Genomic DNA, 23,336 nt, shown 5'->3' with positions numbered 1-23,336 from the left:
TTTGGACTGCGGCGGGAGGCGAAGCGCCACGCCGCTTTGACCGCGCCAGCCAGGCTCCCAAAAGCGGTGTCGCCGCTGCGCTCTGCCACCGCAGTCCAAAATCGCTGCAACTCTGCCCTAGGCCTAGGTCGAAAGGTCCACCCGCGCCAGCGCATAGGGCAGCAGCTGCAACTCGATTTTCCCGGACACAGATTCGGTGGCAACCCCGGGTCGTGCGCGAAAGGTTTCCGGATTGCGCATCGCTTCTTCGGCGTTGGTTTCATCCAGGTAGCGCACGAGAGCGCGGCACGTGCCGGTCTTGATTCGAACCTCCTGCGCTTCAGCAAGGAAATTGGCGACCACGATGCGCCGCCGATTTTGCGCATCGAGCAGCGCGATCCCTTCCACCTGCAGGGGATGGGTCGAATGCGCCGGGCACACCCGGTCAAAGCCGGCCGCGTCGGCCAGCAGATGGTAAACCGGGAAAACGCCGCCCGGAATCGACCGGAATTTCTCCGGCAACGGCGATCCTGCTTCTGTTTCCATCACGCCGCGCCAGCCGGTGGTTTCGTAATAGGTCAAGGAATGGATGTTCCCGGCCGCAGCCAATCGCGAAAGGCTTCCCAGAGTCCACCCCGCGCCGAAAAGCGACATTTGCCGAACATCGACGGCGGACGGCAACTCACTGGAATCGGTCGCCGAGCCCGCGGGCGTGTCCTTGGCTGCGTCCGGATTGAACCGCGCGCAAAGCGTAATGGGGGAAATGACCGCGGCCTGGCGGCAGAATTGTTGCAGGCTTTCAACGGTGCCCGCCTGGCCCGCGAGATTCTCGACCATCGTCGCGTTGTCGAAAGCGTGCACCTGCGGTTGAACGGAGTAACACGGCAGCGCCCACGAATCCGCGGCGGGGCGCTGGCGATTCAACTCCACGAAGTACGCATCCGTGCCGGCCGCCAGGAGAATGTTCGCGCCATACGCGGCCAGGCGTTGTTTGGCCAGACGCACCCACTTTTCGCTCGTGACGGTTTGCGACGCGTGGAAAATCATCCAGAGCGAGACTCGCGGTTTCACGGCCTCCAACTCGCGCATCAGAGCCGTCAACTCTTCTTCGGCGCGATCTGTGAGAGACAGGGCGACGTGCAAGGTGGCGCCGATTTGGCCAGCCTCATTCGCAGACTTCCGCAACGCCGCCGGCCAGTTCGGATCAGCGAGCCGGAGGTCCACGCGGAGATGAGAAAGCCGCAACGCTTTCAGGCGCTCGATTTCTTTGGCCGTCAAAGGATGGCCGTGAGAGGCGGCGCCCAGGCCAATCGCCGGTTTGGCCAAGACGGGCGTCGTGGCGATTGAGATTTGCGCCCCGCGTCCGAGAACGACGGGCATGATTTTCCGCGGCGATCCAAGCAGCGACACCGTGGCCGATTGGAAAACGCGCGTTCCTTTGTCGATTTGCTTCGGGAAACCCAGTTCCAGGGGCGTGCAGTAAGTCTTGAAGGAAGCGTCGGTCCAGTTCCGCTGATCTTCCATCTCAAACACGTCCCCTTCGAAGCGCACCTCCGCGCGGACGCCCGGCGCCGGCTCATACGCAAGGGCGCGAATGTTCTTGAACGGTTGATCCGGCGAGATGTGGCGGGGAAAAACGCCCGGCTCGGCGCGGCCATCCGGGTGTTCAACCATGCACGGTTTTCCCGCGCATTCGGAGATCGGGTGGAGCACGCAAATCCCAATGCGATTGCGCAGAAAGGTCGCGCGCGCCTCGCCCTCGAACCCAAACGTCACCTTGCCGGCCGAATCTCCCGTGAGCGTGCCCTTCCAGACGAAATCGATTTCGCGCTCCTGGCATTCCACGTCGAAGGTCACCCGAAACGAATCCTGCGCAGAGTCCACATTCAGATTTCTGATCTGCGGCGTGATCGTGGCCCAGTTCCGGTCTCGGACCGCCGCATAAATCGCGCGCACGATTTCGTGATCGCCCACGCGGATGTAGCGGAGGAAAGCCGTGCCCGGCTCGAAGATCATGGTGAGCGGGCCGGCGGCCAGGGCGATAGGTTCGGCGGGAACGGCCTCTGTTCCACAACGCAGAATTTGAGGAGACAAAGCGGCAGACATAATTCGATTTGAGATTTGCGATTTGAAATTTGAAATTCAATTTCCACTGAACCTTGCGAGACGCGGTCCCCGATTGGCAATTGAGAATTGTTGCGTCGTCCCCATGTCAAAAAGTTTGTTCCGTACGGAACAAACTTTTGGCGTCTTTTCTTTGCCAACTCCTTCCTGATCTTCGTTTCTTTCGTCGCGGCGTATTCTGAGTTCGCCACGTGTCCGCGAGGCGGGCGCCATTTTCAAGAGCTACCCCTCAATCCGGTAGAGATGAGTTTTGGCGCGAAGGAAAAAAGCTCTGCCCGCGATGGCCGGCGACGCCATGAAACCGTCCGCAAGCTGATTCGTCGCGAGCACTTTGAACTGGCGGCTTGCCGCAATCACCGTGGTCTTCCCGTCTTCGCTGAAAAAATAAACCCGCCCTTCGGCGCCGACGGGCGAGGCGGAGTAATTGCCGCCGATGCGCTCTTGCCAGATTTGATTCCCGGTCTTGGCCTCAAGACAGCTCGCCACGCCGCCGTCCTCTAGCATGAAGATCAAATCGTCGACGAGCAGCAGTCCGGGCTTGCGCGAGACGCTGCGCCTGGATTTCCAAACCAACTCCAGACCCGCGCTCCTGGCTTCGCCCGTTGAATGGGTGGGATCGACCGCGTTGGCGTCGATCATCTCGCCGTTGCGGCTTGGGCGTATTGCGAGCAGTTGCCCGTTTGACCAGCCGGTCGGCAAAAAGATCAGGCCGTGGCCCACGACGGGCCGGCTGCTCGCGGAATGAGTCGTGCGTTCTTCGACGCGCCAAAGTTCCTTGCCGGTGAGCGGATCGTAGCCGTAATGCGCCTTGGCGCCCTGGCTGATCAACATGGGCTTCCCCTCGACCACGGCGATATGCGGCGTGGAAAACGCCTTGCGAAAATCGCCCTCGGCCTGCGGTTTGCCGTCCGGATCCAGGTCTTTGTAGTCCACGGAGCGCTCCTGCCGCCAGACGGTCTTCCCGGTGTGCTTGTCCAACGCCACGACGAATTGATGGTCGCTGCCGTCGAAATTCATGATCAGCAAATCGCCGAAAAGAATCGGAGATGAGCCGGCGCCGCGAAAATGGTTGCACACGAAATCCCGCCGTTGCCAGAGCACCTTGCCGGTTTTGGTCTCGACGCACGCGGTGCCCGGCGATCCGAACGTCACGTACACGCGACCTTCCTCGATTACTGGCGTGGGCGAAGCGTAGCTGTTGAAAGGATGGACGTACTGCGGCAGGACCACGTCGAAGAGTTTGAGATTGTGCTCGATCTTGCCCGTGTCGCGATTGACGCAAATGGCGGAGAGCCGCGTGCCTTCTTCGGGCGCCGTCGTGAGCCAGATTTGATGGCCCCAGACCACGGGCGAGGACCAGGCTTTGCCGGAGATGGGAGTTTTCCATATGACGTTGCTGGTTTCGCTCCAGGACAGCGGCAAGCCTTTGGCCTCCGAGAGGCCGTCGCCGTTGGGTCCGCGGAATTGTGGCCAATGTTCTCCTGCGACCAGCGCCGCGGTCGTGAGACCCAGTGAAAGCATCGATGTGGCAAGAAGGCGTTTCATGGCGGCGGAACGATACCAGCAGGACGGATGAGCGGGCAATACCTCTGTCATTCGCGCTTTGACGACGGGTGCTGGGTCCAATACCTTTTGATTGTGAGCAACGAAGAATTAAGGGAGCTGGTCGCCAGCCTTGTGTCGGCTCAAAACGAAACCGACCGCCTATTGAAGGAAACGGCCGAGCAACAGAAGGACACCGATCGCCGGATGAAGGAAACCGACCGACTGATCAAGGAGAATGCCGAGCAGCAGAAGGAAACAGACCGGCTGATCAAGGAGACAGCCAAGCAACAGAAGGACACCGACCGCCGGATGAAAGAGACCGATCGTCAGATGAAAGAAACTGACCTGCAGCTCAAAGAACTGGGCAAACAGATCGGTGGTCTGGGCAATAAGTTCGGCGACTTCGCGGAGGGCATGGCGATGCCTTCATTGATGGAGATTCTGGCCAAACGGTTCGGTGCCGATCAAATCGTCGAGACCAAACGTTTGCGCAAAGGCGCGGACGAGGTCAAGAGTATCCTGACCCGGCGGGAGCTGGACAAATTCATTCGGAACTTGCGGCGGTTCTACCAGTTTCTTCCCCAATTCAAAGGTTATCGGTTGTATGGCGTCCTGGCGGCCGTCGAAAGCAGCCAGGAAATGGACGCGGCCGCGTTAGCGGAAGGAGTCTGTCTTGCGCGGATGCACGGCGATATTTTCAGATTGAAAGTGCCTCGGAACTTTCAACCGAAGGATTGCTCGATCTAGGAACTCGAAAACAGTGCGGGAAACGAAGTCCGCCTGCCAAACGAAAGGTGCCTGCTTGTGAACAACCCAATTACGTCTCGTCGCTTCCCAAAGCCCCCTGCCCTCTCCCTTGTCCTCCTGCTGTTCTTTGGCGGCTGCGCCAAACAGCAGGAGAGAGTTGAGGCCCCCCAACAGGCGCCGCCCCCTCAGTCGTCCCCAGCGCCGGTCTCCGCGGAAAAGAACAGTTTCAAGGAAGTCACATCGCGCCTCGATCCCGGCGGCGATTTTTATTTCTATTGGAGCGGCGAACGGACGCTGAACGCGCTCTCCACCAAAGTCACCGACTTGCGCAACCTCGTGGCGGCCATTCCGGAAATCCCGGAAGACGTCCGGCCCAATGTGGACAAGGCTTTTGAGATCGGCGCGCGCTTGATCAAGAAGAGCGGGCTTGAAGAAATCAGCGGCCTGGGGCTGAGTTCGATTGCTCGCGAGACGGGCCGTTATCACAGCAAATTTCTGCTGCATCATTATTGCGGACAGAACACCGGGTTCATCTGGTCGCTTTTTGGCCAGGCGCCGCATGCGCTCACCGGGTTGGATTTGCTCCCCGGGACGACGGCATTGGCGGCGTTTTCCGATTTCGATTTCACGCAACTCTGGTCGATCGTGACCAACGAGATCGCTCAGGCCGGTTTTGCCGAAGCGCAAGCCTGGGTGCAAAACATGCCCGCCCAATTCCTGGAGGCGACCAAGATCGACTTCAATCAGTTGCTCGGCTCGCTCGGCGGCGAATATGGCCTCGTCGTCACGCTGGACGAATCCAGGCAGATACCGATTCCGATGGGGCCGCAGCCGCTTCAGGTGCCGGAGCCCGGATTGATGCTGGTGGTCAAGGTCAAGAACGACACGTTGTTCGACCGCGTGGAGCAACTGCTCGCCGAAAACCCTCAGGTCGCGGGTCAGCTCGTCAAAACGGACAAGGACGGCTTGCGCATGAGAACGATGCCGGTTCCGCTGCCGTTGCCCATCGCCTTGCGTCCCAGCATCGCGCGCGTGGATGATTATCTGATCGTGGCCACGACGGATGCGCTCATCGAAGAAGCCGTGGCCGTAAAACGCGGCCAAAAGAACGGTTGGAAACACTCCGACGAATTCAAGAAGTTTTCCGAAGGCCTCCCCGCTCAAGGCAACCTGTTCGTGTTCTTGAGCCCGAGATTTGGCCAAACCGTTGCCCAAATCCAACAGCAAGCGCTCCGCCTCAATCCGAAACTGGGACAGGCTCAGGCGGAAGGCCTTCAGAAACTGCTCGGCACCGGCAATGCGGCGTACACTTTCACAGTGGCCGCCAACACCGACGAAGGCTGGCTCGGAGTCGGCAATGGAAATCAAACCTACAGCCAAGTGTTGATCGGGCCGGCGCTCGCGGCGCCCGCGGGGCTTCTGGCGGCCATCGCCATTCCGAATTTTGTGAAAGCACGGCAAACCGCGCAGCGCAACGCGATCATGAACAACCTGCGCATGATCCAGGGTGCGAAAGAGCAGTGGGCCCTGGAGAACAAAAAAACGGATGGCGCTCCCGTCACAGAAGCAGACATTTCCCCATTTCTTCAAGGGGGCAAGATCCGGAACATCCGCGGCGAGAAATACGATCTGAACTCGGTCGGACGATCTCCCGCAGCGACGTTGCCCGACGGATCAAGCGTGGCCTTGCCGTGACGTGAACCGGACGATTCTATGACAGCGCCTCGCTCTTTGAACCGGCGGGAATTCCTTAGGACTTCGGCCGGCCTGGCGGTAACCGAGGCGCTCACCGGCGCGGAACCTGAATCCGCGCCCGCCGATCCCATCATCGACATTCATCAGCACACGAACTATTCGGGCCGAAGCGACGAACAACTGATCGCGCACCAGCGCACGATGGGCATCAGCAAAACCATTTTGCTCCCGGCGGGCACGCCGGTCGAGCGGCCCTCCACGCACGAAGGCAAGTCCAACGGCCTCGCCGCCCAGTGCGGCGGAAACGAGTCGTGCCTGCGAATCGCCCGGCAATTCCCGGACGAGTTTCTTTTCGGCGCGAACGAAGTCGCCGACTTGCCGAATGCGGATCAGGAAATTGAAGAGTATCTCAAACTGGGCGGCATCATCATCGCCGAGCAGAAGTTTGCCGTGGATTGCGATTCCGCGTCCATCGAACGGCTGGCTCGCCTGGCCGAGGATTACGGCGTGCCGATCCTGATGCACTTTCAGCACGGCACGTACAACCTGGGCATCGAACGGTTCCACAAAATCCTGGCGAAATATCCCGAAACCAACTTCATTGGCCACGCCCAGACCTGGTGGGGCAACATCGACGCCAGCCTGGACCAAACCGTTCTTTATCCAAAAACGAAAGTCACACGCGGCGGCATCACGGATCGCTTGCTCGCGGATTATCCCAACATGTTTGGCGACCTCTCAGCGGGTTCCGGACTCAACTCCATGTTGCGGGATGAAGACCACGCGCGCGGCTTTCTGGACCGCCACCAGGACAAACTGCTGTTTGGCAGCGACTGCAACGATTCGGTCGGCCGCGGCGAAAAATGTTTGGGCGCGCAAATCCTCGCGGCGATCCCGCGGCTTGCGCCCAATCCGAAAGCCGTTCGAAAGATTCTCTTCGAGAACGCGGCGCGCTTGTTCCGAATCCAGTGATTCGAGCATCTAGGGCAGACATCCTGTCTGCCGGTTGACGGGGCATCCTTGCGTCGTGGCGCAGTCCGAACTGGCAGGCTGGAAGCCTGCCCTACGTTTTCAGGCGCTCTAACCCACGGGCAAGGCAATGTCTGGAAGTCCGGTGTCGAATCTCAGAGTGATTTGCACGTCCTTGAGCTGGTGCTCCCGGCAGAAATCAACCGCCCGGCTGGCATTCGGGAAATCCTTCGCGCCCTCATCCTCATCCATCCAGAGGCCGTCCTCGGTCAGGTAGCGGCCAGTGCCCTTGTGTTGGATGAGAATCTTCAAAGTGAAAAGGCGCACGGTTTGTGGTTTTCCGAACGACGTCAGAACTCGAACCATCTTCTCTTTCCGCGCTGGACGACTCTGAGTGAGGCCGTCGGCCTGGCGGATACGGGACACGCTGTTTCACTTCCGATAAAAGCAGGGACTTTGCCATCTCAGGTGTGAGAATGCCGCCCTTTAGCGGCGGGAGTTTTCATCCTGAACCGCAGATAGCCGCAGATGAACGCAGATGGTGAGGGGTTCGTGATATCCTGGCCTTCACCCACCGTGTGAACGGCGGCTCCCGGTTTACGGTTTCCCAACTTGGGATCTTGGGATTACCTGCGTTCCACCGCGTCCCTGGAATGCTCTTTTGATCGCTGAGTAAAGTCGGGAACGGAGTGGTTCGCGTTTCGCGAGGCGAACGAGCCTTATGGGGAACTGATAGCGGGGCTTGGGAAGCTCATCCGTCCTTCCCCGGCTTCCCGAAGACTCGCATTGTCCCGGTTACCGCTGGTAGCCCGGACCGTTCAGAATCTCATTCGGATAAGGCGGGATGCCACGGATGAGGTCCCAGCACTTGTTCCACTTCACGAGTTGCGCGTGGCCGCCAAACGCTCCAACCACGCGCCGCCCGGGAGGTTTCGCTGCGTGTTCCATGGCAGAGTCCACCAACTGGCCGTCCCGGAGTGCCGCAGCGAGAGGGTCTCGCCGCTGGTTTCCGGATTGTTGCCCGCGTCATTGAAGTAGAAGCCGTCCGTCTCGTTCTGTTCCCACATCTGCCAATCGGTGGCTTGGAAATCGGTAAGTTTGTAGGTCTTTGCCGCTGGAAATCCGCCCGGCTTTGGGTCCCACGTAGCCGCCGATCGTGCCGTTCCAGCAATAGGAAGCAGCATGCTGGCCAGGACGGCGATGATCGCGATCACGACCAGCAGTTCGATCAGCGTGAATGCACGCGCGGTGGGTTTTATTCGACAGGTTAGCCGTTGGGTTTGAAGACTCGGTTTCATAAGCTATGCACAAGTCAAGCAGTGCAAAGTAGTGACCCGGTCCCTGGTTGCTCCTCGAATCTCGGCAAACTCCAGCCGCTTCTTGCTTCTTCTGTTGCTGCCGGGGTGCGATCCAAAGTGTCGGTCAGCGACTCCGATTGACTTCCCTCTCTCCCCGCGAGGAAACGAGTGGGGAGAGAGTTGGAGGGAAGGGTTTCTCGGAAACATGAGAAGTGAGCCAACGCCCCTCCTCCCTTCGGGAAGAGAGGGAGAAGACTTCGTTGACCGAGAGTTTTAATCGCACCCTCTCTGCCGCCTTGCCGCGCCGCGTGAATCTCGTTTAATCGTGCCATGCGAGCCGTGCAGCGCCTGCTCTTTGCTGACCCGCAACCGCTGGTGGAAAAGTTGGGTTTGGATTTCTTTCGAGGCTTGCCCGAAGTCCCCGGTGTTTACCTCATGCGCGATGACGCGGGCGTTGTGCTCTACGTCGGCAAAGCCAAGAACCTTCGGAAACGCCTGAACAGCTACCGCGTGGCAAATCCTGAGCGGCTGGCGCGCCGCCATCTGAGACTCCTGCGCGCTGTGGCGCAGGTGGAATGGCTGGCGTGCGCGGACGAGGCCGCGGCTTTGAGCCAGGAAGCGGCGCTGTTGCGGACACTGCGGCCCAAATTCAATCGTGTCGGCACCTGGCCGGGCAAACCGAGATTCCTGGCCTGGGACCGCGACGGCGAAACAATCTTGCTGCGCATCGCGGAGTCGGGAACACTGGGCAAGAATGTCGTGGGACCAATGGGCAGAGGCGCGGAAGTTCTGCGCGCGGTCTTAGCGCGATTGCTCTGGTTCGCAGTCCGTCCCGAACGCGGGATCGCAGGCCTGCCGGTAGGTTGGCTAAGCACGTCAGGCGCGCATCGGCCCCATAAACCTGGTAAGGACGGATTCCACTCCGTCCCTGACTTTTTTTGCCTTGCGATGGAAGAGAAGTCCTCGAAGACTACCGCCTCGTCGAAGCTCTTCGCAGCGGCATCGCCCCCGACTTCGACGTCTATGACGCCGCGGTCTGGAGTTCCATCGCCGTGCTCAGTGAAAAATCCGTGGCCGACCGCAGCCGCCCCATGGACTTCCCGGACTTTACAAAGGGAAAGTGGAAACACAGGCTGCGCATCCGGATTTTGCTGCTCCTGAACCATTGCGGGGATTGCCAGATGCCGGAGAGCACGTTGTTCGCGCACGTCAACGCGCTGCTCGAATTCACCGCGAGCCTGTCCGAAATCCAGGAAGCGCTGGCTTGGCTCAAGGACAAAGCTCTATGTCGATTTCACGGTCGAACAAATGACCGAGGCCAAACGCTGGAAAATCACCGCCGTCGGCAAAGCCGACTCCCGAACTGAATTACGTTTTACGTTTTGCGTTTCACTCCCGATGAATGAGAAGGACCCGCCCCGACTCCGACCTCCGACAACCCTCCTGCACCCCCAATTCATCGCTTCTGAAAAGGGGGGGCGTTATATCAAACCTTTGTCATTTTGTATCAAACCTCGCGCGGCCTTACATAAGTTATTGAAGTGGAGGATGGTGGAGCCGAGGGGATTCGAACCCCTGACCCCCACAATGCCATTGTGGTGCTCTACCAACTGAGCTACGACCCCATCCAGAGCGGCAGCAATCTAGAATGGCATCGCTCTTTGTCAAAACGATTCTCCGGTCTCAATCCAGGCCAAGCCGCGCTCGGCCCGCCGGAGAAATCATGGAATGGTGCCAGGGCGGATCCCACACGATTTCCACGCTCGCGTCCTCGACTCCCGGAAGCTCCAGCAACTTTTGTTGTGCGTCGGCCGCGATCACCGTGCCCATCCCGCAGCCGGGCGCCGTGAGCGTCATCTTCACAAAGACTTTGCTGCGCCCGGAAGGCTGCGGTTCAAGGTGCAAATCATACACCAAACCGAGATCGACAATGTTCACGGGAATCTCCGGGTCGTAGCACGTCCGCAGAGTTTCCCAGATGGCGCTTTCGTCGGCCGGTCCGGATGCCTCCGACGCAGCGTTCGCGTTGGCGTTGGCGGCGCCAGGGGCTGGCGCTTCGATTCCGAGCGCGTCCGCGTCGCCGTTTGCCAGGCGAAACAAGCTTCCGCTCGCCATGACGGTGAAACTGCCGCCGAGCGTTTGCGTGATTTCGACGGGCGTGCCTTTGGGCAGAACCACCTTGTGGCCCGCGGGAATTTGCACCGCTTCGCAATCGCGGCTCAATTCAACTGAAGTCGTGTTTTGCATGCGGCAAAGCTAGCCAACCACATTCAATAATCAACGCCTGAGCCGTTGAGAATCCAGTCCGGCGCAGGCGGCGGCCATTCTCAGTTTGACTTCGGTGGGGCGAGCCTGTCCCAGCGAGCCGCTTCCGACGTGTTCCCAATACGTCGGACACGGCTCGCCCCGGCTCGCCCTACCTTGAAAGCGTTCGGCCAATGGCCGCTTTGGACAATCCCCCGGAAATGCGGTTTAATCAGGCCATGACCGGCACGGTTTGGCAAAATGCAATCCGCTCCTGTGCAGACTCGGCGCGGGCACGGCAGGGTCTTGAGAAGCTGCAAAGCACCGGCGCGGCGTCGGTGTTGCAGAGCGTGTCGCCGGAGCAGGCGCGCGTTCTGGCGGCGCTCTGGAGCGGCTCGGAAGCTCTGAGCGAGCTTTTCGCGGCTCACCCGGAATGGCTCGCGACGCTTCTGGACACGGAATCGCTCCGCGGGCCCCGCCGCGCTCAGGGACTGGAACGCGAAGTTCAGAGTTGGCTTGGACCTCTTCTCGATACGGCAAACTACGCCGGCGCGTATGCCAAGCTGCGCCAGTTCAAACAGCGGGAAATGCTCCGAATCGCGGCGCGCGATCTGGCGCGATGGGGTGACGTGCGTGAAATCACCCGGGAGATCTCGGACGTGGCGGACGTTTGCCTGGAGACCGTCTATCAATTGTGCGCGCGGCAACTGACCGAACGCCTGGGCCAGCCGTATCACCAGGACGCCGGCGGGCCGTGGCGGCCCACGGAATTTTGCGTGCTGGGAATGGGCAAGCTCGGCGGCCAGGAGTTGAACTACAGTTCGGACGTCGATGTGCTTTTCGTTTATGAAGAGGAAGGCCATCTCTTCAAACTCCCGCCCCGCAAGGGCCAGAATCCGGGTTCCGGCCTGAGCAACCATCAATTTTTCCGCCGGCTCTCCGAGGCCATCATCGCCGAACTCAGCGCGCTGACTTCGGACGGCGCGTTGTTTCGCATCGATCTTCGGCTCCGGCCCGAAGGCGACGCCGGCCCGCTCGCCCGTTCCTTGAGCAGTTACGAGAATTACTACGCCCAATGGGGCCAGACCTGGGAGCGCATGATGCTGATCAAAGCCCGCCGAGTCGCGGGTAACGTCGCGCTCAGCACGGAGTTCTTGGAGATGATCCAGCCGTTCCGTTATCCGCGCGCGCTGAGCGAACGCATCCTCCAGGAAATCGCGGACATGAAACAACGGATCGAAAACGAAGTCGTCAGGAGCGGAGAGATGGATCGAAACGTGAAACTGGGACGGGGCGGCATTCGCGAGATCGAATTCGTCGCGCAATCCCTGCAGTTGCTCCACGCGGGCCGCGCGCCGTTTCTGCAGGATTCCCAAACGCTTTCCACGCTGCAAAAGCTCGTCCGCTACGGCGTGCTTCCGGCGGGCGACGCCCGGGACTTGATCGAGGCTTATGGCTTTCTCCGGGAGGTCGAGCATCGGCTGCAGATGGAAGGCAACCTGCAAACTCACACCATCCCCAGCGATCCTCCGGCGTGCCAGCGGTTGGCCGCGTTGATGGGATTCGATTCAACCGCCGCGTTTGAAAACACCCGGCAGACTCATTGCGAGAACGTTCGCCGGATTTACGGGGCGCTGCTCCAAACAAAACAATCTCCAACCGGGAAGAAGCTCCCGGATTTGCAGGAAGGCGAAGCGGCCTGGCGCGCGCTTCTGGACGAACATCGCTTTCGCGATGCCGAACGCGCCTGGCCCATGCTCCGTGAATTCGTCCAGGGTCCGGGCTACGTCCACCTCTCGCCTCGCACTTCGGAACTGGCTCTGGAACTGGTCTCGCGGTTCCTGGCGCTTTGCCGGGGACAATCGGTGAAGGCCCCGCACGCGCAATCCGGCCCGATTCGCCTTTCGGATCCGGATCGCGTCTTGGCGCGGCTGGACAGTTTTGTGAGCGCGTACGGATCGCGAGCGCTGCTCTATGAAACGTGGGTCAACAACCCGGCGTTGTTCGAGTTGCTCTTGCTGCTGTTCGATCGATCCGAATTCCTTGCGGAGATCGCAATCCGCACTCCGGATCTGGTCGATGAACTGGTGTTGAGCGGGCGTCTGCGGCGGCGCAAAATGGCCGAAGAAATTCTGGAAGATCTCCGCTACGGCCTCGCCGACCCGGATCAGTCCGCCTGGCTGAGGCGTTATTATTACGCGGAATTGATGCGCCTGGGCCTGCGTGATATCGCCGGCCTGGCAGACTTCGAGCAAAACCTTGCCGAACTTTCCGCGCTGGCGGAAGCCTGCCTGCAATACGCGCTGGACGTGGTGATGCGCCGGCACAAGTTGCGGACCGCGCCGTTCGCCATCGTGGGTTTGGGGAAACTCGGCGGCGCCGAAATCAATTACGGCTCTGATCTGGACATTCTGTTCGTGGCCGGCCCGGCGCAAAAGAAGCTTCCTCGATTACAGCGCCTGGCCGCGGAAGTGATGGAGTTGCTCTCCAAGCCGACGGAAGCCGGCGTGACGTTTCTGACGGACCCGCGGTTGCGGCCCGACGGCGAGAAAGGCCTGCTCGTCAACACGCTCGCGGCGCACGAGGAATACTACCGGCATCGCGCTCAACAGTGGGAAATCCAGGCGATCTCCCGCGCCCGTCCCGTGGCCGGCCATGCCGACACGGGCCGCAAGTTTGCAGAATTGGCCGCGCGCCTTTCGAATTTCCGAACACCTTCCCTGCCCTTGGCCGCCTACTCGTCCGCCTGGAAATCGGAGATTCACAAGATGCGTTTGCGCATCGAGGAGGAGCGCACGCCGCCCGGCAAAGAGCCGCTGGCCATCAAGACCGGCGCCGGAGGGTTGATTGACGCCGAATTCCTCGCTCAAGTCTTGTGCCTGGAGAACGGGTTCCATGAACCGAACACGCTGCGGGCTCTGGAACGCGGACGGGAGACCCACGCGATGCCGGAAGGCGACGCGGTTGCGCTCCTTGAGAATTACCGCAAGCTCCGCCGCATTGAAGGGATCTTGCGTCGCTGGAGTTTCGAGGGCGAAACGTTGTTGCCGGACGACCCCGCGCCGCTCTACCGCGTCGCTGTGCGCTGCGGGTTCGCGAATGCGGACGATTTCATGAAGGCGGTCGCCGGGTACCGGAAGGCGATTCGGGAGGTCTATCTGAACTCGTTGAAGCGTTGGAGGGTTACAGGGGTTAATTAAGCAGCGATTCTCCCCATGAACCTCGGAGCGCCGGTCTCCAATCCGGCGCGATTCAAGCCGCACCAATGCGTGCCGGGTCGGAGACCGGCGCTCCGGTTCATGGCCGCAATGCGCGCACTCGTTAGGGGAAGCCGGCGTCCCCCGCCGGCGAGTCGGATTGCTGAGGGCAACGGGAATTCGCCGACAAGGATATCGGCTCCCGGCCCGTGGTGATGAAAATGCCGCGCCCGGCGTCAAACCTGCCAACTCGGCACGAGCTTTGCTTAAAACAGCCGTGGTTGCGGTCCCGATTGTGTGGGGGCCGCCCGTCAGTTCCAGGCGATTCAAAGGGCGCCTGGACAAGACTGACGAGCTGACACGGGAAAGAGGCATGGCGGCGGTCATCGCTGGATTCGAGGTCTGCCGTTCAGGAGCTTGAGTGGACTGACAGTCTGCAGTGAAGACAAGGACGCCATGCTTCTTTGGGGACTAGTACTGTGACAAAAAATTTTCGCATGTATCGAAATTTTTTATCACAGTAATGGTTTCCTCGTAACATTCTTGGCTCAGGATGAGTCAGAATAATTCGGACGGCAGAGTCGTAACGCGGTTGGATTTTGAAAACATGAAGTTTTTGAAGAGGGCAAGCGGTTTCACGTTGATCGAGTTGTTAGTCGTGATCGCGATCATGGGCATCTTGATGAGTCTGCTTTTCCCGGCGCTTTCGCAAGCCAAGGCCAAGGCCCAGGAGGCGCGATGCTTGCACAATCTCAAACAACTGGGTCTGGCTACTCTCATGTATGCCGAAGACCACAAAGGCCTGATCCAGATTGACGCTCCGCTCGAACCCGGCGTGACGTGGGGGAGCATTTTGAGCACGAACCAGAACCTGCGGCCTTTCGAGGTCTTTGTCTGCCCCAGCTACGCTCCGCGACGGTTCACCAACTGGTTCAAGACCTACGGCGTGCGGCTGGACCCGCTCCCGGAAAATGTTTCCGGCGACTTCAATGAAGTCCTGAAAACTGATTCGCTCGCGAAGCCGTCCGAGTATTTTCATTTGACCGATACCACGAGCCGCGGCCGCCAAGGCATTGGCGCGGAGCAGTACTATTACTTCCGAATCGACGCCGAGAAACAGGTTCATGCCCGTCACGACCGAAAAGCCAACGGGCTTTTCATTGACGGCCACGTCGAAAGCGCACGACGCAGCCGGCTCGAAAGTCTCGGCATCACCGCCCTCTATTCCGCTGACACCGTGCCGGCCTACTACTGAGAGCGGGAGTCCGTCGCCAGGAGCGCCTCACGTTTCACGCATTACGTTTTACGTTTTATCCCATCGGTTCGGACCCTCCGCACAACTCCCTCCCCATCCAGCCTGGTCAGGAAATCAATCGTGTCCTGCTGGAAACAATACGGAACGTCCTCGCGCAGCTCCGGGATGCCGAGCAGGCGCCGTCCGTTCCGACCGTCGGCCGCGGCGCGCAGGATATCAGCTTTGGATGCCGCATAAATCTGCCGCGCCATGCGGGCTGAATCGGAGATTCTCCCCGAGGCATAGTCGGGCCAGATCAGATCGCACAATGCGCCCGCGGCGAGCGCGTCTTCATAAGCCGCCTGATCCACGGTTCCGCTGCAGATCAGGAGGAGGTTGACTGGCTTTTCTTGCGCGATCCAGGCGGCGAGGGCGCGCATCCCGAGAAACGAGCCGATCAACGTGGATCGGGCTGTTGCGCACGCCCGCAGCGCGCGCGTGCCGTTGGTCGTCGTCATGACAATGGTCTTCCCGCGGACCTTTTCCGGTGTGAATTCACGAGGCGAATTTCCGAGGTCAAAATCGATGCTACCTGTTTGGGCTGCCAAGATTCGCAAGCCATTTCGTTCACCCGCCAGCAGAACCTCCGCGCGCGACCGCCGAATCGCCAGCGCTTCGGCAATTTCGCTTACGGGCAGAATCTCGCGCGCGCCGTTCGCGAGAGCCGTCATCATGGTCGAGGTGGCTCGGAGAATGTCGAACACGACGCAAACTACTTCGCGCAGATTCCTCTGGCTCAGGCCGGTGAATTCCGCCGGAGTGAACAGAACCTCAAGACAGGTCGGGTTCACAGCGAACCTCTCTTCCTGCGCCGCATGTAGTGAAAGAGATATTGCTGCGCGTATCCACCGAAAGGCCCGAAGTGTTCCTCGCTGAATCGTTGGAGGCGGCGGAGAGGAATTTGCCGGCCTCGAAAATAGAGTTTGCGCAAAGCTTTCATGACCCACACGTCGATCGGAAAAGCTTTCGGAAAACCGTAAGCGAAAAGCAACACGCAATCGGCAATCTTTCTTCCGACGCCCGGTAACCGGAGCAACGATTCTCTGGCTTCGCCAATCTCCCGCGCGGAAAGTTTTGAGAGGTCGATTGCCGACGAGGCGACCATGTCCGCGGCCCCTTTCAGATAGGCGGCACGAAATCCCATCTTGCACGCGCGCAACTCAGCCTCGGGGCAGGCGCAAAGCCGTTGGGCGCTCGGGAAGGAATGGGCCGGAGAATGCCCTGGCGGCACCGCCACCGGTTCCCCGAACCGCTCGCAAAGCAACGAGACGATTTGCCGGATCTGGATGATTTGTTTGGTGGAGGAAAGGATGAAGGACGCAAGGCATTCCCACGGATCCTGGCGCAGAATCCGCAGCCCGAAGCACGCTTTTACGGCGGCGCGCATCGGTTCGTCGTCGGGGAACGTCGCCAAGATGGTCTCAAGATCAACACGGCTTTGGAGGTAGTTCTCGATCCACGAGACGCTTGAAGCCGGTTGCGCCGTTTCGGCGAGAATCGCATGCTCCGTCGCGGACAACCGGACCCAGTGCCGGTCAATCACACCTTCCCATGGACCTGATGGCAGGGCGAGCCTGTCCCCAGCGAGCCGAGAAGGACGTATTCCAAGCGCGTCAAACGGCTCGCCGGGACGGATTCGCCCTACCGGCGATCGGTTCGAGGGGCGTGGGCATGGTTCGGAATCCGTGCGAGCTTCGCTGAGCTTCCATCGGAAGGCCTGGCCGGAGATTAGGGTTTCGGCAAGGTCGTAGTTCCAGACGGGCAGGCGAATTTGAGAGAGACCCGTGAAGTTCGCGGCCGATTGAGTCGAGGAAGGGTCGAGATGCGGCGCGGATGACGACATCCGAATGGCCTCATCTAAAAAACCACCAGGGAACGAACCGGAAAGCCCTTCAACTTCTCTCTCCCGTGAAGGAAGGCCAGTTCGATGAAGAACGTCACCGACACGATTTCCGCCTCCAGCTTCCTCAAGAGCGCGGCCGCGGCGCTGGCGGTTCCTCCGGTAGCGAGGAGATCGTCGATCAACACGACTCGGCTGCCGGGCTTGATCGCGTCCACGTGAATGGCGACAGTGTTCGATCCGTATTCGAGGTCGTAGGATTGTTCGTGAGTCTGAAATGGAAGCTTGCCTTTCTTGCGCACGGGTACGAACCCCGCGTTCAACTGCAGGGCGGCGGCGGCGGCGAAGATGAATCCTCGGGCATCGATGCCCACAACGGAATCAATGGCGCCCGGCTTCAGATTGTCCGTCAGCCGATCGATGCATCCGGAGAATAAGCGCGCATCCGCGAGGACGGGAGTGATGTCCTTGAATTGAATGCCCGGTTTCGGAAAATCCGGGACGTTCCGAATGGCCCGGGTCAGTTCGTCAAGGGTGGCAGGTGAGGTCGTCACAGTGCTTATTTACGCACGGCTTCCATTTTTTCGATCATTTTCCGAAGCTTTTTCAGCGCGATGTTTTGAATCTGCCGAATGCGCTCGCGGGTCACTCCGAATTTCTCGCCGACTTCCTCGAGGGTTCTCTCCGAGCCGCCGTCCAGGCCGAAGCGATAGCGCAGGATCATGGCCTCGCGCGGGTCGAGCGTCTGGATCATTTCATCGAGCATTTTGGTGACGGTTTTTTCTTCGAGTTGCTCGTAAGGCGTTTCGGCGTTCTCGTCCTGGACGATCTCGGCAAAATTGTTCGAGTCGTCGTCGCCAATGGGCGCGTCGAGCGAGGCCGGGCGGATGGCCGCGGTTCGCAATTGCGCGACGCGCGACGCCGTGATGCCCAGTTCTTCCCCCAACTCCTCGTCGGTTGGTTCGCGTCCGAATTCCTCCTGAAGCCGCATGGCCGTCCGCCGCATTTTAGAAATCTTGTCCACGAGGTGGACGGGCAAGCGGATGGTTTTGGACTGGTTGGCCAGCGCGCGCTTGATCGATTGTTTGATCCACCAGGCGCCGTAAGTCGAGAGCTTGCCGCCTTTGGAAGGGTCGAACCGTTCGACGGCTTTCATCAGGCCGATGTTGCCCTCGTTGATCAAATCAAGCAGAGGCAAACCTAACCCTTCGTAGTCGTGGGCGATCTTCACGACCAGACGCAGATTGGCCTTGATCATCTGTTCGCGGGCTTTCTTGTCGCCCTTTTTGATCCGGGCCGCGAGTTCGATCTCTTCTTGGGGTGTCAGCAGCTTGACCTGACCGATCTCGCGAAGGTACAGCTTGATCGCCGTGTCTCCGTCGTAGGAGGTTCGCTCCCTGGGTTCCGGTGGAGCAACTGGCGCCTTCTCGATCTGGATGGCGTGCGGGGCAGCACGCTCCTCCGGGCCGGCTTTCTCTTCGACTTCAGCCTGCGCGCCCGTTTTTCGGTCGGGCACAGGGATCGGAGAATCCCCGCCGCTGAGCGACCATGTTCGGCCCGTCCGCGAACGCCGAGGCTGGTGAAACAGCCGCGACGCCAGAGCGTTAGATTTGGTTTTTATGGCCATATCGCTTTTGATCCGGAACTCGTTTCTTCGGAGTCGAGGGGTCCGACAGAGTTAACACCGTCACGCGAGCAATGTTCTTGCGCGAGGCATTTGTCGGGCTTTTGGCACTCCGCGACCACTAACACAATAGACGCAATTGGCGGGCAGTTCTTCATCGCATTTCAGAGTTCAAGATGTCCGCATCTCGAGCGCGGCTTTCCGGTCTCGAAAGCCGAAGCAAAACCTGCCGATCCACGCTGGGTCGAGTTCTAGTCACGATCGTGCCCGCGCGCGATGAGGATAAAGTGCAACAACGTCATGACCGCCTCGATCAATGCCGCAACGTAAGTCAGAGCCGCGGCGTTCAAGACCTTGCTGACGGCGCTGCTTTCATGGTTCCCGACGATACCCAGGCGCAGCAATTGAGCCTTGGCTCGGCGGCTGGCGTCAAATTCGACGGGCAGAGTGACGGCCTGGAAAAGCGAAATGACCGCAAAGGCGATAACAGCCAGCCCAACGAATTTCATCGAATTCATGAACATTCCGAGCATCGCAATCCAGAACACGGCCTGGCTCGCGAAACTCGTGATCGGAACCAGCGCCATGCGAAGCTTCAACGGAGCGTACGCTTCCTGGTGCTGGAGGGCATGGCCCGCTTCGTGCGCCGCCACGCCGACCGCCGCGAGCGATGTGCCGTGGAAATTCTCCGAGGAGAGGCACAGGGCTCGTTTCGTCGGATCGTAGTGATCGGTCAGATGCCCCGGGACTTCGCGAACCGGAACATCATCCAGGCCCGCGCGGTCAAGGATTTCCCGGGCCGCTTCAGCGCCCGAAAGGCCGGACTCGGCTGGAACACGAACGAAACGGCCATACGTAGAACTCAATTTAACCTGAGCGAAGACCCCGAGGATCAACCCTGGAATCGCCAGCCACCAATACTGATCCATGATCAACATTCCTAGCATCATAGACATTCAGATTATTCGATCTGTCCTAAATCCTACAGTTCCAGTGCGAATCCCGAACCGCCGCCACTCCCGATGCTCTTGAAAACCCAGGTGAGCGACGCTCGACTCGCATCCGGTTTGGCGTGGAGCGAGTTCAATGCCAGTGGGGCGGAAGCCAAAACGCCCGCATTTCCCAACTGCATGCTGAATCTCTGCGACAGGGCGACCCGAAAAGAATCGACGACGGTGAGACAGCTCGAACCACTGTCACACTTCGAGGATTTTCTCGAACTTCGTCAAGTTCTTGGGAGCTTTGGCCGTCACCAGGACAACATCTTCGAGTCGCACGCCACCGAGGCCCGGGTAATAGAGTCCGGGTTCGATGGTTACGACCTGTCCGGCTCTGAGGAAATCCTCCGACGTGGGGTTGATTCGAGGTGGTTCGTGGATTTCAAGCCCCAGCCCATGGCCGGCTCCGTGAAGAAACCCCTCCATTTTCCCGTTCCGGCGCCCGGTCTTGAACCCCTCCTTTTTGAAGAACTTTTCGATGATTTGGTGAACCTCCATAGTTGGGCGTCCGTCGCGCAGGTGAGCGAAGGCCAAATCCTGGGCTCGCGCCAGGGTCGCGTAGATTCTTCGAACCGCCTCGCTGGCCCGCCCCTTTACCACGGTCCGGCTTATGTCGGCGAAGTATCCCGTCTTTTGTGAGCGAGGGAAGACGTCCAGGATGATCGGTTGGTTGCCTCGGAGCGGGCCGTAGCCGCGTTCGTGCGGATCGCAAGCCTGATGGCCGGTCGCCACAATCGTGTGATTGGCCAGCCCACCCGCCTGCATGATCGCTATTTCAATGATCGAGCGAAGTTTCTCCGACGTGAGAGGGACATGGTGATAGAAGAGCCGGCCGTTCTTGCCGATCTTGGCATTCTTCAAAGCCTGGATGCCTTCCGATAATCCGACTTCGGCCATGATCAAGGAAGCGTTGATCTTCTTCACTTCCTCGGAAGTCTTGATTTCACGCTCGGCGAAAAAATCGCCGTCTTTCGCTTTCACTTTGATTTTGAGGGCGCGTAATTCGCGGGCCAACCCTAGCGGGAAGTTGCCCGGAACCACAATTTTCTTGAGCCGGCGCTCGCGCAAAATGGCGCTGATCACCCGGGCAAAACCCGCGGCCGGAATGCCCTCTCGTTTGAGTTTGCGAACGTAAGTGCTCAGGCGGATCAATCGGCAATCGCGCGAGGCCCTTCGCGCCCGGTCGATTTCCAGATCATTCAGCACCAGGTGCGGCTTGCCATGAATCCGCAAGTAGATGAAGGGGTCGGGCACCAGAAAACCCGCGGCGTAGAGCATGTTCGCGTCGCGTTCGCTGTCGGCGACAATCAAAAGATTCTCGCGGGTCATTGGCCAAACCTAGGAAGCGGTCGCAGCGCTGACAAGACTTTCACGGACCGGTCATCGCACTTTGCGGTGATCGGCGAGAGCAAGCCGTGCTGCCTGCAATGAAATCGAGGCGCGCCCGCGCACCGGGCGAACGAAGCTCAGTGCAGAACGGTGGAAGAGAGAAAATAGAGCCGGCCAATTTGGAGCCTGGGCAAATCCATTCCCAGATCCAGTTTGAGCGTGGCATTCGCGCTCTTCCCCAGAAACCCGAAAATTCGCGAAAGACTGAAGGGCTCTTTGTAACGCACCAGATTCGCATCGGGAATGTTGGCGATCTTCTTGGCGCGCGCGACCGCGGTTTCGAACTGGCCCTTTTCATCGACAAACCCGTACTCAAACGCCTGGCGGCCCGTGAGCACGCGTCCATCCGCATACTGTTCCCACCCTTCGACAAGCGGTTTCCCATCGCCTTTGTTCTTGGACAGGGCCCGTTGCCTGCCTTCACGGACCACGGTTTTGAACCGATCATAGGTTTCTTCAATCATGGCCTGAATCATCTCGGCCTCCTTCGGGTCGATGTCTTCCGGCTTTCTCGACCCGCTCAGCATATCCTTGAACCGCCCGCTTTTGAACACCTGCGGATAGACGCCGACCTTGTCCATCAATCCCCGATAATTGAAGCTGTGCATGATCACGCCGATGCTTCCAGTGATGGTGAGTTCATTGGCCACGATCCACTGGCAGGGCACGGCGACATAATAGCCTCCCGAAGCCGCCAACCCGCTCAAGAAGGCGATGACCGGTTTGCCGTGCTTTTTCTGAAACTCCGAGATCGCTCTCGAAATGTCGTCTGAGGCCATCACTTCGCCGCCGGGAGAATCGACTTTCAGAATAACTGCTTTGACCGATCTGTCGCGTCCCGCAATCTTCAACTGGTGCGCGATGGAGTCGACCATGTTTCGCCCTCCCCGGTCCCAAATCTGGCTGGAGATGATTCCTTCGACGGGCACGACGGCAATTTTGTGCTCGGAATGGTTGTTTTCGAGGGTCAGCTCTTCCAGGTAAGTGCTGGCGGAGGGCATGGGATTAACGCCCGCGATTCCGGACACGGCTTGCATGAACTGGCCGGCCACGAAGACCAGAAGCACGGCAGCGAGTGTGAGCGCCAGAATCATCCAGCCGCGGCTCTTGCGCGGTTGAGGCGGCGGTGGCGTAATCACCGGCGGAGTCGTCGCGTAAACGGGCGGCGCATTGTTGTCCATAGTGGCGAGAAGCTATCTCAGGTGAATGGGACGGGCAAGTGGGATTGAAACATATGAAATCCTCGTCCCTCTATTCGGACATGCTCTAAGTGCAACTCGGCGCTGCAAGAGTAGAAGTCACGTGAAGCCGCTGAAGCCGCCGAACCGCCGAATAATCGCTTGCGGGACCTTGCAACGAATTGTAGATTCCTCGGCCCTGGCAGCACCCGTAGCTCAATTGGATAGAGCATCTGACTACGGATCAGAAGGTTATAGGTTCAACTCCTATCGGGTGCGCCATTGATGACCAATAGGTTAAATCAGGATTTGATTTCGCTGTGGAGTTCACTTGGACACTTCTTGGACACTTTTCACGTTCTGAATCGACTTTTAAGCGACAGTGGGCCGCTTCGAACACATGGAATCTCCACAACAAGTCAGTCCCGGTGACGTAGTTTCTGGTCTTGAGCCGAACGAGTTGGTGGAGGTCCGGCGAGCGGCTCCGTTCGGTTCAAAGACGCTGGTGGAAGGTGTCACGCTCGGTCAGAGCCGACGTGAGATTCGGCGGCCCTTAAACTCCGAGGAACTCAAGCAACTGGTCAAGATTCGCAGCGAAAAACACGCCTTTGACGGAAACGCGGAGGGTTTCCTGATTGGCGCGGAAGCCGAGCGCATCCGCACCGCCCATCAGTTTGACCCCCTGTTCGCGGCAGCGTGCCGATCATAGAGCAACCAGACCGGATCAATTGCCTGCTCTACAACCTGGCTCGCGGCCATGCGCTGCTGGCTGGTCGAACGCAGATTTCGCAAGCGGACTTGGCCCCGGTTCTGGAAGTCGCGTTTGATTCCGCGCCAACGATTCGCTCCAAGGTCTTCCGGGGGCTGCTTGAACACAACGGCACGCTTAAGACAAGTCAAGTCGAGAGAATCCTTCGGTGCAGCAAACCTACAGCGTTGAAGGAAATGGAGGCGCTGGCCGTCTTGGGGATCGTGGAGAAAATTGAAGTCGAGTTCGAGCAGCCTATCCCGCCGCAGCTACAAACTCAGGTCGAAGCCCTGGCAGTCAAGGAAGGCCGTTGCGAGCACGCGATCCGACTGGTCGAGCGATTTGCTTGGTTCGGCTGCGACGAATGCAAATCTCTGCGGTGGGCGATGCCGAAATGTTGAACGGAAGGAACGATTATGAATTTGCGTGCTCAAGCGGCGAACCGCCCTATGGGAAGTGCCTGTGCG

The 23,336-nt window shown here is 59.4% G+C and carries 20 protein-coding genes, 2 tRNA genes and 1 pseudogene; 10 read left to right on the top strand and 13 right to left on the bottom strand.

The annotated features are described in order from the left end of the window. Window positions 1-123: 123 nt before the first annotated feature. Together FJ398_12010 and FJ398_12005 are read right to left on the bottom strand one after the other, a co-directional pair. Window positions 124-2,085 (bottom strand): hypothetical protein, encoded by a 1,962-nt coding sequence (locus FJ398_12010; GenBank protein MBM3838663.1) that lies wholly within the window; start codon window positions 2,083-2,085, stop codon window positions 124-126. 240 nt (window positions 2,086-2,325) lie between these two features. Next, complete coding sequence (locus FJ398_12005) at window positions 2,326-3,624, bottom strand: quinonprotein alcohol dehydrogenase (GenBank protein ID MBM3838662.1); 1,299 nt, start codon at window positions 3,622-3,624, stop codon at window positions 2,326-2,328. 156 nt (window positions 3,625-3,780) lie between these two features. On the opposite strand from FJ398_12005, the gene FJ398_12000 reads away from it, so the two are divergent. Genes FJ398_12000 through FJ398_11990 form a run of 3 tightly spaced genes read left to right on the top strand, consistent with a single transcriptional unit; the run spans window position 3,781 to window position 7,062 of the window. Then, window positions 3,781-4,395 carry a DUF3782 domain-containing protein gene (locus FJ398_12000; GenBank protein ID MBM3838661.1) on the top strand — a complete coding sequence of 205 codons (615 nt, stop codon included), beginning with the start codon at window positions 3,781-3,783 and terminating at the stop codon, window positions 4,393-4,395. 57 nt (window positions 4,396-4,452) lie between these two features. Continuing rightward, window positions 4,453-6,090: a hypothetical protein gene (locus tag FJ398_11995; GenBank protein MBM3838660.1), complete on the top strand. Its 1,638-nt coding sequence runs from the start codon at window positions 4,453-4,455 to the stop codon at window positions 6,088-6,090. A gap of 18 nt (window positions 6,091-6,108) precedes the next feature. After that, entirely contained in the window at window positions 6,109-7,062 is a 954-nt protein-coding gene (locus FJ398_11990; GenBank protein MBM3838659.1) for an amidohydrolase, read from the top strand. Between the two features lie 108 nt (window positions 7,063-7,170). Here the strand turns inward: FJ398_11990 and FJ398_11985 are convergent, their stop codons facing one another. Both FJ398_11985 and FJ398_11980 read right to left on the bottom strand, forming a co-directional pair. Next, on the bottom strand, window positions 7,171-7,386 hold the full coding sequence (locus FJ398_11985) for a hypothetical protein (GenBank protein MBM3838658.1): 216 nt from the start codon (window positions 7,384-7,386) through the stop codon (window positions 7,171-7,173). A gap of 845 nt (window positions 7,387-8,231) precedes the next feature. Next, window positions 8,232-8,357 (bottom strand): annotated as a pseudogene (locus FJ398_11980) (type II secretion system protein). A gap of 330 nt (window positions 8,358-8,687) precedes the next feature. Between FJ398_11980 and FJ398_11975 the strand changes: the two are divergent. Both FJ398_11975 and FJ398_11970 read left to right on the top strand, forming a co-directional pair. Beyond that, entirely contained in the window at window positions 8,688-9,518 is an 831-nt protein-coding gene (locus tag FJ398_11975; protein ID MBM3838657.1) for a nucleotide excision repair endonuclease, read from the top strand. After that, window positions 9,506-9,724, top strand: coding sequence for a hypothetical protein (locus FJ398_11970; protein ID MBM3838656.1), 219 nt, complete (start codon window positions 9,506-9,508; stop codon window positions 9,722-9,724). Before FJ398_11975 ends, FJ398_11970 begins: the two co-directional genes overlap by 13 nt. Before the next feature lie 182 nt (window positions 9,725-9,906). Here FJ398_11970 and FJ398_11965 read toward each other — a convergent pair. Continuing rightward, window positions 9,907-9,982 (bottom strand) — tRNA-Ala (locus tag FJ398_11965). Window positions 9,983-10,040: 58 nt separating this feature from the next. Next, window positions 10,041-10,604 (bottom strand): putative Fe-S cluster assembly protein SufT, encoded by a 564-nt coding sequence (gene sufT / locus FJ398_11960; GenBank protein ID MBM3838655.1) that lies wholly within the window; start codon window positions 10,602-10,604, stop codon window positions 10,041-10,043. A gap of 191 nt (window positions 10,605-10,795) precedes the next feature. On the opposite strand from sufT, the gene glnE reads away from it, so the two are divergent. After that, window positions 10,796-13,801: a bifunctional [glutamate--ammonia ligase]-adenylyl-L-tyrosine phosphorylase/[glutamate--ammonia-ligase] adenylyltransferase gene (gene glnE, locus FJ398_11955; protein ID MBM3838654.1), complete on the top strand. Its 3,006-nt coding sequence runs from the start codon at window positions 10,796-10,798 to the stop codon at window positions 13,799-13,801. A 550-nt stretch (window positions 13,802-14,351) separates the two neighbouring features. Continuing rightward, window positions 14,352-15,053, top strand: coding sequence for a prepilin-type N-terminal cleavage/methylation domain-containing protein (locus FJ398_11950; protein ID MBM3838653.1), 702 nt, complete (start codon window positions 14,352-14,354; stop codon window positions 15,051-15,053). Between the two features lie 41 nt (window positions 15,054-15,094). Here the strand turns inward: FJ398_11950 and FJ398_11945 are convergent, their stop codons facing one another. The 7 genes from FJ398_11945 to sppA all read right to left on the bottom strand — a co-directional run bounded on the left by FJ398_11945 (window position 15,095) and on the right by sppA (window position 22,124). Further along, entirely contained in the window at window positions 15,095-16,090 is a 996-nt protein-coding gene (locus FJ398_11945) for a 2-phosphosulfolactate phosphatase (GenBank protein ID MBM3838652.1), read from the bottom strand. Further along, complete coding sequence (locus FJ398_11940; protein MBM3838651.1) at window positions 15,880-16,935, bottom strand: DNA-3-methyladenine glycosylase 2 family protein; 1,056 nt, start codon at window positions 16,933-16,935, stop codon at window positions 15,880-15,882. Before FJ398_11940 ends, FJ398_11945 begins: the two co-directional genes overlap by 211 nt. A gap of 14 nt (window positions 16,936-16,949) precedes the next feature. Continuing rightward, the gene (locus FJ398_11935; GenBank protein ID MBM3838650.1) at window positions 16,950-17,486 is read right to left on the bottom strand and encodes an adenine phosphoribosyltransferase; all 537 of its coding nucleotides are present in this window, start codon (window positions 17,484-17,486) and stop codon (window positions 16,950-16,952) included. A 5-nt stretch (window positions 17,487-17,491) separates the two neighbouring features. After that, window positions 17,492-18,454 (bottom strand): sigma-70 family RNA polymerase sigma factor, encoded by a 963-nt coding sequence (locus FJ398_11930; GenBank protein MBM3838649.1) that lies wholly within the window; start codon window positions 18,452-18,454, stop codon window positions 17,492-17,494. Between the two features lie 353 nt (window positions 18,455-18,807). Beyond that, a complete protein-coding gene (locus FJ398_11925; GenBank protein ID MBM3838648.1) occupies window positions 18,808-19,485 on the bottom strand; it encodes a zinc metallopeptidase in 678 nt (225 codons plus the stop codon). A 267-nt stretch (window positions 19,486-19,752) separates the two neighbouring features. Then, on the bottom strand, window positions 19,753-20,883 hold the full coding sequence (locus FJ398_11920) for an aminopeptidase P family protein (protein MBM3838647.1): 1,131 nt from the start codon (window positions 20,881-20,883) through the stop codon (window positions 19,753-19,755). Between the two features lie 137 nt (window positions 20,884-21,020). Next, window positions 21,021-22,124, bottom strand: coding sequence for a signal peptide peptidase SppA (gene sppA, locus FJ398_11915; protein ID MBM3838646.1), 1,104 nt, complete (start codon window positions 22,122-22,124; stop codon window positions 21,021-21,023). 202 nt (window positions 22,125-22,326) lie between these two features. On the opposite strand from sppA, the gene FJ398_11910 reads away from it, so the two are divergent. The 3 genes from FJ398_11910 (at window position 22,327) to FJ398_11900 (ending at window position 23,270) form a co-directional block, all read left to right on the top strand. Further along, window positions 22,327-22,403 (top strand) — tRNA-Arg (locus tag FJ398_11910). A gap of 118 nt (window positions 22,404-22,521) precedes the next feature. Continuing rightward, entirely contained in the window at window positions 22,522-22,830 is a 309-nt protein-coding gene (locus FJ398_11905; GenBank protein ID MBM3838645.1) for a hypothetical protein, read from the top strand. Beyond that, complete coding sequence (locus FJ398_11900; protein MBM3838644.1) at window positions 22,818-23,270, top strand: hypothetical protein; 453 nt, start codon at window positions 22,818-22,820, stop codon at window positions 23,268-23,270. Before FJ398_11905 ends, FJ398_11900 begins: the two co-directional genes overlap by 13 nt. Window positions 23,271-23,336: the final 66 nt, after the last annotated feature.

The sequence above is a fragment of the Verrucomicrobiota bacterium genome (assembly GCA_016871535.1).
GTDB lineage: Bacteria > Verrucomicrobiota > Verrucomicrobiia > Limisphaerales > SIBE01 > VHCZ01.
The sequence above is the reverse complement of the archived record's forward strand: the minus strand, read 5'-3'. Positions and strand labels throughout refer to the sequence as shown.